The 13140-nt window shown below is 38.8% G+C and carries 11 protein-coding genes and 3 pseudogenes; 8 read left to right on the top strand and 6 right to left on the bottom strand.

Features of this window, described 5'->3' with window-relative positions; all coding sequences use genetic code 11:
- Positions 1-104: 104 nt before the first annotated feature.
- Positions 105-548 (top strand): retropepsin-like aspartic protease, encoded by a 444-nt coding sequence (locus tag DTA23_RS17580; RefSeq protein ID WP_112376512.1) that lies wholly within the window; start codon positions 105-107, stop codon positions 546-548.
- Here DTA23_RS17580 and DTA23_RS17575 read toward each other — a convergent pair.
- Entirely contained in the window at positions 534-1754 is a 1221-nt protein-coding gene (locus tag DTA23_RS17575; protein WP_112375519.1) for an MFS transporter, read from the bottom strand. The genes DTA23_RS17580 and DTA23_RS17575 overlap by 15 nt on opposite strands.
- Positions 1755-1935: 181 nt before the next feature.
- On the opposite strand from DTA23_RS17575, the gene fsa reads away from it, so the two are divergent.
- The 3 genes and pseudogenes from fsa (at position 1936) to rnr (ending at position 5678) form a co-directional block, all read left to right on the top strand.
- Complete coding sequence (gene fsa, locus DTA23_RS17570) at positions 1936-2595, top strand: fructose-6-phosphate aldolase (RefSeq protein ID WP_070562966.1); 660 nt, start codon at positions 1936-1938, stop codon at positions 2593-2595.
- A gap of 266 nt (positions 2596-2861) precedes the next feature.
- Entirely contained in the window at positions 2862-3290 is a 429-nt protein-coding gene (locus tag DTA23_RS17565; RefSeq protein WP_046671865.1) for a Fur family transcriptional regulator, read from the top strand.
- A gap of 256 nt (positions 3291-3546) precedes the next feature.
- A pseudogene (gene rnr / locus DTA23_RS17560) lies at positions 3547-5678 on the top strand (ribonuclease R).
- 272 nt (positions 5679-5950) lie between these two features.
- Here rnr and DTA23_RS17555 read toward each other — a convergent pair.
- Positions 5951-6217, bottom strand: a complete 267-nt coding sequence (locus tag DTA23_RS17555; protein ID WP_112375518.1) for a hypothetical protein — start codon at positions 6215-6217, stop codon at positions 5951-5953.
- 584 nt (positions 6218-6801) lie between these two features.
- Between DTA23_RS17555 and rpsL the strand changes: the two are divergent.
- From rpsL to rpsJ, 4 genes and pseudogenes are all read left to right on the top strand, one after another.
- A pseudogene (gene rpsL / locus DTA23_RS17550) lies at positions 6802-7216 on the top strand (30S ribosomal protein S12).
- 104 nt (positions 7217-7320) lie between these two features.
- Positions 7321-7703, top strand: a pseudogene (gene rpsG, locus DTA23_RS17545) (30S ribosomal protein S7).
- A 131-nt stretch (positions 7704-7834) separates the two neighbouring features.
- Entirely contained in the window at positions 7835-9958 is a 2124-nt protein-coding gene (gene fusA, locus DTA23_RS17540) for an elongation factor G (protein ID WP_046671862.1), read from the top strand.
- A gap of 78 nt (positions 9959-10036) precedes the next feature.
- Positions 10037-10342, top strand: coding sequence for a 30S ribosomal protein S10 (gene rpsJ, locus DTA23_RS17535; RefSeq protein WP_028070501.1), 306 nt, complete (start codon positions 10037-10039; stop codon positions 10340-10342).
- A gap of 215 nt (positions 10343-10557) precedes the next feature.
- Here the strand turns inward: rpsJ and DTA23_RS27190 are convergent, their stop codons facing one another.
- The 4 genes from DTA23_RS27190 to DTA23_RS17520 form a co-directional block, all read right to left on the bottom strand.
- Positions 10558-10722, bottom strand: a complete 165-nt coding sequence (locus DTA23_RS27190; RefSeq protein ID WP_172462448.1) for a hypothetical protein — start codon at positions 10720-10722, stop codon at positions 10558-10560.
- The gene (locus tag DTA23_RS17530; protein ID WP_112375517.1) at positions 10719-11183 is read right to left on the bottom strand and encodes an outer membrane beta-barrel protein; all 465 of its coding nucleotides are present in this window, start codon (positions 11181-11183) and stop codon (positions 10719-10721) included. Before DTA23_RS17530 ends, DTA23_RS27190 begins: the two co-directional genes overlap by 4 nt.
- A 53-nt stretch (positions 11184-11236) precedes the next feature.
- Entirely contained in the window at positions 11237-12373 is a 1137-nt protein-coding gene (locus DTA23_RS17525) for an AI-2E family transporter (RefSeq protein ID WP_083295825.1), read from the bottom strand.
- 116 nt (positions 12374-12489) lie between these two features.
- Complete coding sequence (locus DTA23_RS17520) at positions 12490-13122, bottom strand: porin family protein (protein ID WP_070562978.1); 633 nt, start codon at positions 13120-13122, stop codon at positions 12490-12492.
- Positions 13123-13140 lie beyond the last annotated feature (18 nt).

Below are 13140 nucleotides of genomic sequence, written 5' to 3'. Positions count from 1 at the left end.
TTTTTATGATCGGCTTAACGCATAAACGTTTTCAGGGCATTTTAAACATACGCTAGAGGCCTTAAATTTCTTTTTTAAGGGATTTTTTGGGTATGTTTGGTTATATGACAACAGTACCATTTCAATTACTGGATCTGCAGGGCCAGGGCACACATATTTTAGTCGATGTGGAATTATATAGCCGTTCATTCAAGATGGTGATTGATACAGGTGCCTCTAAAACTGTATTTGACAAAACACAGTTAGTCCATCTTTTGGAAGACCAATTACAGCTTGAGCCTTCAGAAACATTATCAACAGGACTTGGCACCAATTCGATGGAGAGTTTCAACATGAAAATTCCGAGTCTGACCATAGGTGAATGGCGGATAAAAAACTTAAATACGGCGGTATTGGATTTAAGCTCGATCAACTATGCCTATCAGCAGATGGATCTGGAACCCGTGATCGGCGTATTGGGTGGAGATATTTTTGCAGACTATGGCGCTGTCATTGATTATGCCAAACGCAGCTTAAAATTAAGAAACCGGAAATTAAAACTTAAATAGGCGTTTGTGGATATGGAGCCGGAGATAGCCATAGTATACGATTGCGATCAATATCCCCAATCCACCCATGACGTATAATGTCATTCGAAGCCCACTGTAACTCGCTAAGGAACCGATCATCAACGTCCCAATGGGAAATATTCCCTGAAAAGCCATAACGTAATACGAGATTGCCCGGGCGCGATAGATTGGTATGGCATGCGTCTGAATATAGGTATTGATACTTGAGTTTTGCATCATCATGGCAAAGGACACCAACATCACATAGACGAGTGCCATCTGCAGCATACTTGAATGCGCCAAAAACAATAACGCAATTCCCATAAGTGCAGCAGCACCCATCACCTGATAGCGCAAATTGGTGCCCGATTTTAAACGGGCCATATTAAATGCACCAATCATTGCACCCAAGCCGGCGGCACTTTCAAACCAGGAAAACGTACGCTCATCGCCATGAAACATTTCTTTCGCTATGGCAGGTAGCAACGAGGTATACGGAATAACGATCAAGCTGGAGAATGTCATGATAATAATCAGTGAAGCAATATGCGGTGAGCGTTTGAGGTAACGAAAGCCTTCGACCAAGCCTTCCCAATTGCTTCCCTTGCTCAGTTGAACATGGGTTTCATCGACCTGCATCATCAACAATGTAATAATGACCGGAACAAAACTGATAAAATTTAGGGCAAAACAGACGAGTTCACCGTATGTACTCAGTAAAATACCTCCTATTGCAGGTCCCAACATTCGGGCACCATTGAAAATTGTTGAATTCAGGGCAATGGCATTCGGCAGATCTTTACGGTCACCAACCAGATACATCATCAGCGATTGACGACCCAAAACATCGAAGGAATTAATAACCCCTTGTATAAGACCCAAGATGGAAAGCCATAAGACACTCTCCCATTTCAGATAAACGACCAAGGTCAAGATTCCAGCCTGTATCATCAAACCAATTTGGGTCATCAGAACCAATTTATACTTTTTGTGCTTATCGACAAAACTGCCGATAAATGGAGACAGGACCAAAGAGGGCAATAGGGAGATAAACTGAACAAAACCAAGCCAAAACACTGATCCTGTCAATTCATAGACCAACCAACTGATGGCTATTCGCTGCATCCAGGTCCCCATAAGGGAAATTGCTTGTCCTATAACATGTAAACGGAAATTTCTATAATGGAGAGAACGAAAAACCTGCATACGTAAAGATAATAGTATATTAAAAGTATAACAAAAAATTAGGAGAAGAGATTCCTTTTTGCTAAAATAAAGATACAATAGGTGAAAATCAATGCTTCAATACTGGAATATAATCAATAACTTTGCGTCATTATTTTGAACATTAGAATAATCAAACAATTATCATTCAATAACATATACAATGAAATTTTTTATTGACACAGCGAACCTAGAGCAAATCAAAGAAGCCCAAGACTTAGGCGTATTAGACGGGGTAACAACCAATCCAAGTTTAATGGCTAAAGAGGGTATTAGCGGTGATGAAAACGTAATCAACCATTATAAAGCGATCTGTGCAATCGTTGATGGCGATGTCAGTGCTGAAGTTATTTCTACAACTTATGAAGAAATGATCAAAGAAGGAGAAGCTTTAGCAGCTCTTGACAGCAAGATTGTTGTAAAAGTCCCTATGATCAAAGATGGCGTAAAAGCAATTAAATATTTCAGCAAAAAAGGTATTAAAACAAATTGTACATTGGTATTTACAGCTGGTCAAGCACTATTGGCTGCTAAAGCTGGGGCAACTTATGTATCTCCTTTTATCGGTCGTTTGGATGATATCTCTACAGATGGATTAGCGTTGATCGAAGATATTCGTTTAATCTATGATAACTACAACTACCCTACACAAATTTTAGCAGCTTCTGTACGTCACAGCGCACACATTTTAGGCTGTGCTAAAATCGGTGCTGATGTCATGACAGGTCCATTATCAGCGATTGTAGCTTTATTAAAACACCCATTGACAGATAGCGGTCTAGCGACATTCTTAGCTGATCACGCGAAAGCTGCAGGCAAATAAGATTCCTATATTTCATATAATAACGAAAACCGATAGGTAAGATGACACTAATCTTAAACTTATCGGTTTTCTTATTTTTAAGAGATTCCGTATTTTTGTACTGTAAAAATGATCTCTGAGAAATGAAACATTCAGTTTCTGTTTCTTACAGATCTATTTAAAGGGAAAAAATACGATGAATAAATCCGTCGGATAGTTTTTAAACTTGCAAATAAGTTTAAATTTCTCTTAGTTTGTATTTGATCTAAGGCTTAACGAAGAAATCCATGGAAGATTCCAACACTGTATATCCAGAAATTCTCAAACGAAATAGTTTAAAAGTTACCCAACCCCGGTTGAAGGTACTTGAAATTATTTCGAGGAAAGACTCGGCAATTTCGCAGCCAGAGCTAGAGAAATTACTGGGCAAGGATATTGACCGTGTCACATTATACCGGGTATTGGCCAGTTTTGAAGAGAAAGGGATTATCCATAAAATCTTTGATCTACATGGTACAGCGACTTATGCCATGTGTTCGACAAACTGTTCAGAACATGATCATCATGATCAACACGTGCATTTTATTTGCCGGGTATGCAATTCTGTATACTGTCTGGAAGATATGACCTTACCAAAGGTGTCGATCCCAGCAGGTTTTAGTCTTGAAGCGATCGCAGTAAATGCACTTGGAGTGTGTAATCATTGCAAAAAGTAAATCAGGCTGTACCAATCCAAAACTATTTTTCTGCTGAACTGTCTTTACATTGGCTATCGGAAGGTGCTCCGTTTAGCTCCTTATTGTCCTGTCAAATGCAGTTTTTTTCGTATATTGTATTGGCATCGATCTTGATGTACAGCGCTCGTAATCTGTGGTAAAGGCTGTTTTTTTGAAATCCATTATCGTAGCCAGTCAAAGGATCCATTGGGCTGTAAAAGACCAATGTAAATGAATAATAATAAATAATAAGTGAATGAAAACAAGAAAAGAAAATCCATATAAAGAGGTGTTAACACAACTGATTATCGATATTTTCGAAAAATCGGGTAATAAGCCCCTCAACTATAAACAAGTTTCGTCAAAATTGAACCTCAACGATAACGACTCGAAAGTCGCTATCGCCGATATTTTACATGACAATGTAAGGAATGGGCTTTTTATTGAGGTGGATCGAGGCAAATTTAATTTGAAGCAACTCAAAGTGTATGTCACAGGGAAAGTAGATATGACCGCCGATGGTTCTGCCTATGTAATTCCGGATGACGAATTTGAAAATGATATTTATATCGCTCCACGGAAACTTAGACAGGCACTCCATGGCGATATTGTCAAGGTCCATACCTTCGAAAAAAGAAAAGGTGGCCGCAAAAAAGAGGGTGAAGTCGTTGAAATTCTGCAAAGGGCCAAGACTGATTTCACGGGAACAATCAGCATCTCCAACAATTTTGCTTTTTTTATTGCGGATGACCGCAAGATGCTACACGACATTTTTATTCCTTTGGACAATCTGAATGGAGCCAAGGACAAAGAAAAAGTGGTCGTGTCGATTATCGACTGGCCAAGCGGGAGCAAGAATCCTGTTGGAACGGTTAAACATGTCTTGGGCACCAAAGGGGAAAATAACACCGAGATGAACGCTATTTTGGCCGACTATGGTTTCCCATTGGAGTTCCCTAAAAAAGTAGAGGATGAAGCGAATAAAATTCCAGAAGAAATAAGCAAGGAGGAAATTGCCAAGCGGCGTGATTTTAGAAACATTACAACCTTTACCATTGATCCCGCGGATGCAAAAGATTTCGATGATGCCATCTCTTTTCAAAAATTAGAGAATGGCAACTATGAAATCGGTGTTCACATTGCGGATGTTTCGCATTTTGTGATACCCGATACAGAATTGGACAAAGAAGCATTTAACCGTGGTACATCGGTCTATTTGGTGGACCGTGTTATCCCGATGCTTCCGGAGCGTCTTTCTAATGGCGTTTGTTCCTTACGCCCACATGAAGATAAGTTATGCTTTTCGGCTGTTTTCGAATTAGACGAAAAAGCCAATGTACACCATCAATGGTTCGGCCGCACCATCATTCATTCGGACCGCCGTTTCAGTTATGAAGAAGCACAGGAGGTGATTGAAACGAAATCGGGCGATTTCAGTGAAGAGATTCTGAAATTAAATGAACTGGCCTATATTCTTCGGGAACGTAAGTTTAAAAATGGTGCAATAGCCTTTGAAAGTGAAGAAGTAAAATTCACCTTGGATGAAAATGGCAAACCTACCGGGGTATATACCAAGGTCCGTAAGGATGCACACAAGCTGATTGAAGATTTTATGCTATTGGCGAATCGTAAAGTTGCCGAGTTTATCGGTAAACAAGGGCGCGGAAAAAACAAGCTAACGTTTGTATACCGGTTTCACGATGTACCTAATCCGGAGACGCTGACGACGTTCTCTCAATTTGCAGCGCGTTTTGGCCATAAATTAACCATCAAAACCGATAAGGAAACAGCAAAATCTTTAAATGCTTTGATGACCAAAATAGAAGGCAGCAAAGAGCAAAATATGCTGACTTCGCTTGCTGTACGTTCGATGGCCAAGGCGATCTATACGACAAAGAAGACAAGCCACTATGGATTGGCATTCGATTATTATACCCATTTCACCTCCCCTATCCGTCGTTATCCCGATGTGATGGTACACCGTCTTTTGCAATTCTATCTGGAGGGAGGTACCAAAATCAATGCGGAACATTATGAGAAGATGGCCGAGCATTCTCCCAAATGGAGAAAAAAAGCAGCTGAAGCCGAACGTGCATCGATCAAATACAAACAGGCCGAATACTTGCAGGATCAGATTGGCACTGAATATACAGGTATTGTCTCAGGTGTTACAGAATGGGGTATGTATGTGGAGATTGAAGAGAATAAATGTGAGGGTATGGTCAGGCTGCGGGATATCACCGATGACTTTTACGTACTTGATGAAAAGAACTATGCCATTATTGGTCAACGGAAGAAAAAGAAATTCAGTTGGGTGATGAGGTGCAAATCCGGGTAAAGAAAGTAGATCTGGATAAACGGCAGATTGATTTTACGTTATTGTCTTAATATAAAACCACCATAACTGGTCCAACGAGCTTATTAAACGTACCCAATCGGATTTAAGACATGAAAAAGCGGTATTGAATTTAGTCAATACCGCTTTTTCATTGGAATAAGAAACAAAAAGTTATTGTTTCGTTTCCTTCGAAAGTATAAAAGACTTCTGTTGCACTTGTTTTCTCTCCCTGGCAAAGAAGGGTCTTATTTTTACATCAAACAAGAATGTTCCTTCGGGAGAAACACCTGCTGTTTGAATCGATACATTCTATTATAATAACTTAAATTCTTTCGTTGGTATTTTTAATGCTTTTGTCCCCGATCTCAACTTTGAGTGTGTTGTCAGATACTTTTGTAACCGTCACGATTTTATCAAACATAGGACCAGTTGTGTTTGATAGATCCAATTTACCTTTATACGTACCTACAGCTGCATCGATGCTACCACCTGTTTGGATAGGTTCATCTTTGTCCTTTGAACATCCAACAAAAGCGAAAGTGACCAAGGCCAATACCACTGCATACATTAATTTCATTTTGATTTTCATAACTTGAATACATTAATTTGTTTCTACTAAATATTTATACGTTTTTATCAAACGCTTTGCCAACAGAACGCAAAAACAGGCAAAGCAGGCAATATACTCAGAAACCAGTAGAAGAGAAATTTTGAAAAAAGGCTGTTTTTAAAGAATATTCCACAGAGAAAGAACAGCTTACGGCAGATATAAGAAAAAACCTATTCACCCCATTGAGTGGCTATTCGCCCCCCCTAAAATCGTCTATATTTTTGTACAACCAAGCATAAGGAGTTATCTCTTCGATTTTGGCAACATATGACAGCATAAGTGGCTGACAAATTAGTTTGATAGTGGAAGCGTACAAATGATGAAGATGTTGGACTACAGGCTAAACATCCCGGAGAGGGCGACCAGGTCATTAGGATAGTGAGATAATAAAGAAGCATGAAGAGGTAATAAAGAAGGGCATGGGTATATTCCAGAAAAGAGCAGCGCCAATTCAAAAAATAATCTAAATTTTATACACTAACTATTTCATATTCAAAAGAGAATCAGTATCTTTGCGAACTTAAAATATTTAAGGTACAAAATTTATAAACAAAAACAGGTAAATGCCTACTATTCAACAATTAGTTAGAAAAGGTAGAGTAGCTCTGGTTGATAAGAGTAAGTCACCAGCGTTGGACTCATGTCCACAGCGAAGAGGTGTATGTACACGTGTATATACTACTACCCCTAAAAAAACCAAACTCAGCAATGCGTAAAGTAGCTCGTGTACGTTTAACAAACGGAAAAGAGGTCAACGCTTACATCCCTGGAGAAGGTCACAACTTACAAGAGCACTCGATCGTATTGATTCGTGGTGGTCGTGTTAAGGATTTACCAGGTGTACGTTACCACATCATCCGTGGTGCATTAGATACTTCAGGTGTAGCAGGTCGTAACCAACGTCGTTCTAAATACGGAACTAAGCGTCCTAAACCAGGACAAGCAGCTGCAGCTCCAGCAAAAGGTAAAAAGAAATAATTAAACGGAGGAAAGAAAAATGAGAAAGTCAAAACCGAAAAAGAGAATCATTTTACCTGATCCAAAGTTTAATGACGTTCAGGTAACACGTTTCGTAAACCAATATGATGGTGGATGGTAAAAAATCTATCGCTTATTCTATTTTTTACGATGCAGTAGAATTAGTAGAACAAAAAACACAAGAAAGCGGTTTAGAAGCTTGGAAAAAAGCTTTGAACAACGTTATGCCTGCTGTTGAAGTTAAATCACGCCGTGTTGGTGGTGCTAACTTCCAAGTTCCTATGGAAGTTCGTCCAGATCGTAAAATCGCTTTGGGTATGAAATGGTTAATTTCATACGCTCGTAAACGTGGTGAAAAAACAATGTTCGAAAATTAGCAGGAGAAATCATTTCAGCTTCTAAAGGTGAAGGTGCTGCTGTTAAGAAGAAAGAAGATACGCACAAAATGGCGGAAGCTAACAAAGCGTTCTCACACTTCAGATTCTAATTTTGAAGACATTCAAAAAAATATGATTACACCGACCTCCGATAAAAACAATCTTTTATCAAGGTCGGTGTACTTATTTAACATTACATTTAAACACATAAGACCATTAAGGTCCGCTGCTTAAAAATATTATGGCAAGAGATTTAAAATTCACTAGAAATATCGGTATCGCTGCCCACATTGATGCTGGTAAAACTACAACAACTGAGCGTATCCTTTACTACTCAGGTGTAAACCACAAAATTGGTGAAGTTCACGAAGGTGCTTCTACAATGGACTGGATGGAGCAAGAAGCTGAGCGTGGTATCACGATTACTTCTGCTGCTACAACAGTATTCTGGAACTACCGTAACAACAAATACCAAGTAAACGTAATCGATACTCCTGGACACGTGGATTTCACGGTTGAGGTAAACCGTTCATTACGTGTACTAGACGGATTAGTATTCTTGTTTTCAGCTGTTGATGGTGTTGAGCCTCAATCTGAAACAAACTGGCGTTTAGCTGATGGGTATAAAGTACCTCGTATCGGTTTCGTTAACAAAATGGACCGTTCAGGAGCTGACTTCTTGAAAGTTGTAAAACAAGTTAAAGATATGTTAGGTTCTGATGCAGTTGCTTTGCAATTGCCTATCGGTGCTGAAGATAGTTTTAAAGGTGTAGTTGACTTGATCAACAACCGTGGTATCGTTTGGAACGAACACGACAAAGGAATGACTTTCACTGAAGTTCCTATTCCTGATGATATGTTGGACGAAGTTGCTGAATACCGTGAGAAATTATTGGAAGCAGTAGCTGGTTATGATGAGACTTTGATGGAGAAATTCTTCGAAGATCCAGATTCATTGACTGAGCGCGAGATCTTAAATGCATTACGCGCAGCTGTATTGGATAACTCTATCGTTCCTATGGTTTGTGGTTCATCTTTCAAAAACAAAGGTGTTCAAACTATGTTGGATTTGGTCATGGAATTATTGCCTTCACCGCTTGATGTAGAAGCTGTAAAAGGTACTAACCCGGATACAGGTGAAGAGATTTTCCGTAAACCATCTGTAAACGAACCTTTCGCAGCTTTAGGTTTCAAAATTGCGACTGACCCATTCGTAGGTCGTTTATGTTTTATCCGTGCTTACTCTGGTAAGTTAGATGCAGGTTCTTATGTATTGAACACACGTTCAGGAAACAAAGAGCGTATCTCTCGTATCTTCCAAATGCACGCAAACAAACAAAACCCGATCCCTTTCATCGAGGCTGGTGATATCGGTGCTGTTGTAGGTTTCAAAGACATCAAAACTGGAGACACTCTTTGTGACGAAAAAGCACCTATCGTTCTTGAATCTATGACTTTCCCTGAACCAGTAATTGGTTTGGCGATCGAGCCTAAAACTCAAGCTGACGTTGATAGATTAGGTATTGGTCTTGGTAAATTGGCTGAAGAGGATCCTACATTCGTTGTAAAAACTGACGAAGAAACTGGTCAAACAGTTATCTCTGGTATGGGTGAGCTTCACTTAGAGATCTTGATCGACCGTTTGAAACGTGAATTTAAAGTAGAGGTTAACCAAGGTGCTCCTCAAGTATCATACAAAGAGTCTATCAACGGTACTACTGAGCACCGTGAGGTATTCAAAAAACAATCCGGTGGTCGTGGTAAATTCGCGGATATCAAAGTTGTTATTTCTCCAGCGGACGAAGATTTCGATTTAACAAAATCACCGCTTCAATTCGTTAATGAAATCGTTGGTGGTAAAATCCCTAAAGAATTTATCCCTTCAGTTCAAAAAGGATTTGAAACTTCAATGAAAAATGGTGTATTAGCAGGATTCCCATTATCAGGAATGAAAGTTCGTTTGATTGATGGTTCATTCCACGCTGTCGATTCAGATTCATTGTCTTTCGAATTAGCTGCTCGTCAAGCATACCGTGAAGGCTTGCCTAAATGTTCTCCAGTGTTAATGGAACCAATTATGAAAATAGAGGTTTTAACACCAGAAGAAAACATGGGTGATGTAATGGGTGACTTAAACCGTCGTCGTGGTCAAATGCAAGGTTTGGATTCACGTAACGGTGTACAGGTAATCAAAGCATTGGTTCCACTTTCTGAGATGTTCGGTTACGTAACGCAATTACGTACAATCACTTCAGGTCGTGCAACATCTACGATGGAATTTGATCACTTCGAAGAAGCTCCTCGTAACGTTGCTGATGAGGTGATTGCAAAATCAAAAGGTAAAATCAAAGGTTCTGTAGAATAATATAGAACTCAAAAATAAACCGACCGCTGGTTGTTAATAGCTCTAATCAGCGGTCATTTTTAAATAATATCATATACTATGAGCCAAAGAATCAGAATTAAATTGAAATCTTACGATTACAATTTGGTTGACAAATCAGCTGAAAAAATCGTAAAAACAGTAAAACCTACAGGTGCAGTTGTTAGTGGTCCTATTCCATTGCCTACTGAGAAAAAAATCTACACGGTATTACGTTCACCACACGTTAACAAAAAAGCACGTGAGCAATTCCAATTATGTGCTTACAAAAGATTGTTGGATATCTATTCTTCAAACGCTAAAACTGTTGACGCATTGATGAAACTTGAATTACCTTCAGGTGTTGAAGTAGAAATCAAAGTGTGATAGATTTCAATCACTGAAAAAAAGAAGGGGCCTTTCGCAAGAAAAGCCCTTTTTTTGTGAATGTGTCTGATATTATTAGCCAGAAAGAAACCTTCAGTCGGCTTCCATTGCTGTTGCTGTCCGCGGAATCATGAAGGTTTTGTTTGCGCAAATATTCCTCATGAAACTAATAAATCCAAAACATGAGGTGAAAGACATTTTTCGACCAATTAAAATTATAGCTGATAACCAAGTCCGATTGAAAATACACGATTATAGGTACTAATCTTATCATCTAGCTTGATATCTAAAAGACCTAACCCATATCCGCCATGCACCGAAAAGCCATTTGTTAATTTAAATCCCGCTAAAAAATTTAATCCAGCATCATATTTCTTCATCTCATTGCTATTTTTCTAGTCCCAAACTGAATTTCTTCTACAGTCCTAGAAAATTTCTCTTTCCCAGAGATTGCAACACTTGTATATGGTCCCCCAGCTAGAAAAAATTGTCCAAAATTATTTTGAGGAAAGTAATACATTAAGTTTAAAGGGACTTCAAGATATTGTACCTTACGCCAGCCATCCATCAAAATTTCACCATTTTGCGAACCTGTACTCATTTTGGATCCTGTCTGTTGAAGAGCCACACCAGGTTGCAAAGCAAAATTATTACGCAATGCAAGCTCTACATATGCTTCTACATGTAATCTTGTAATGGCAGGATAGGCCGAGCTTCCATAGCTTGAATATCTCACTTCCTTTGCAAAATTGGCTGCCGTACGAAGGCCGAAAGACATTTGAGCCTGAAGCCCGGTTGTCATTCCCACAATGGCAAATGTGGTTAATAATATTCTCTTCATATAATTACTTTTATTCGCTATGCTTGAGATAGCGGGCAAAAGTAATAAAAAAACTATTCGGCTTCTTTATCAATTTCAGTCGAAGGGGGAAGTTCATGGTGCAAGGTCGCGTACATATCATTGTAAACGTCATCCTTACTATCTTCTTCCCCTAAAAGAAATCCCCAAGGTTTTAACTCCTTAATGCGGTCCATTATAATTTTGACAATCGCCAAAATAGGAATCGCCAAAAACATACCGGAAATACCCCATACCATTTCGCCAATAATAATGGAGAGCATAGCAAACAGCGAATTAACTTTCACCTTAGAACCCACAATCTTAGGGACAATAAAGTTGCTGTCGATCATATGTATAATAATGAGGGCGATGATGACCAGGACGACATGGGTAAAAGAAGATGTTGCAAACGTCAGAATGGCAATGATGAGCATTGAGGAGAAAATACCAACATAAGGCAACACATTGAATACGCCAGTAATCAATGCCAAAAGCAGACTGTATTTTACCCCAATTAAAGAAAGGACAATAAAGACCAAAAGGGAAACCAAGCTCATTTGGATCAGTAGGCCAATAAGATATTTTTTGACGACATACTGAACCTGTTGAACGACGTCCAGGACAATAGGTCGGTCCTCTATACGGTTGACAAATAAAAGAAACTTGACAATATGTCCCCTATATATCAGTAAGAAGAATGTGTAAAGAAAGGTAAAGACAAACAGAATAAACATCGACGACAGGGAAACCAATGCAGTACCTAAAAATAAAGTTCCCGAATCAACGGATTTTGATGCTGTTTTATTAATAAAATCAATCTGATCTTTATGCTGTATTCCAAACTGCTGGCTCACCCAAGTCTGTAAATTGCCCACACCATCCATAATCTGTTGCTTAAAAGCCGGGAAATCTTCTTTAAGGAGTGTAAGCTGAGAAGCTAATAGAAAAAGTCCGTAACCTAACACACCGAAAAATAAAATAACGCTCAATATGCCAGCCAATGTCCTTGGGAACCGCAGCTTTCGCTCCAAAAAATTACTTAACGGAATCAGCAGCAGCGAAAACAACAAGCCCAAAATCATGGGAATAAGTATGGTATCTCCGATCTTTGCCAAATATCCCAATAAAAGTATACTGATCAATACACTGACAAGTTTAACATAAAAGGGTAAAGGAAGAAATCTTTTCATGCAGCAATCTTTTGAATAAAAATAACAATTTCGGTTGACTTAAGTTTAATCCAATAAAAAAGTCCCCACAAATGCAGGGACTCTTTCCTCATAATAAGTTTAAGTACTTATATTTCTTATAGTCCGAAACCGATACCCACAGACCAAACACGGTTTTTCGTTGAAAGGTTAGATACTGGAGATAAATTAGTTAAACCAAGTCCGTAACCAGCATTAATCTGAAAACCGTTTGATAATTGATAGCCTGCCAAGAAGTTTATACCGAAATCGGTACGTTTTAATTCATCACCATCTCCACTACCAAATTTTACATCCCATTCTCTTTTTACACTAGCATTATTTGAACTTGCCTCAAATTTATTTTTACCACTAAGTGCAAATCCCACGTAAGGGCCAGCTCCAATAAAGAAATTACCAGATCCTCCCGTAGGAAATTTAGCAACCGCATTTACAGGGATATCCAAAGACATTATACTTTGTTTTAACTCACCTGTAGCGTTATCAGAAGTTGCTGTATATTTACCACCTTTATTTTGCAAAGACAACCCCGGTTGGATGGAAAAGTTTGGAGAAATAGGTGCATCTAAATAACCCGTTACAAAAAAACCCGTGTTAGATTCAGAACTTCCATTTTCAAATGAATATTTAGGAATATTTACCCCCGCACGTAGTCCATATCCCAATCCACCTTGTGCAAAGGCTCCTAATGAACCAAATAAAATTGCTGCAGATAATAATAGTTTTTTCATGTTTCCTAATTTAATTTA

The sequence above is a fragment of the Sphingobacterium multivorum genome (assembly GCF_900457465.1).
GTDB classification, from domain to species: domain Bacteria; phylum Bacteroidota; class Bacteroidia; order Sphingobacteriales; family Sphingobacteriaceae; genus Sphingobacterium; species Sphingobacterium multivorum.
This window is presented reverse-complemented; position numbering and strand designations above follow the sequence as displayed.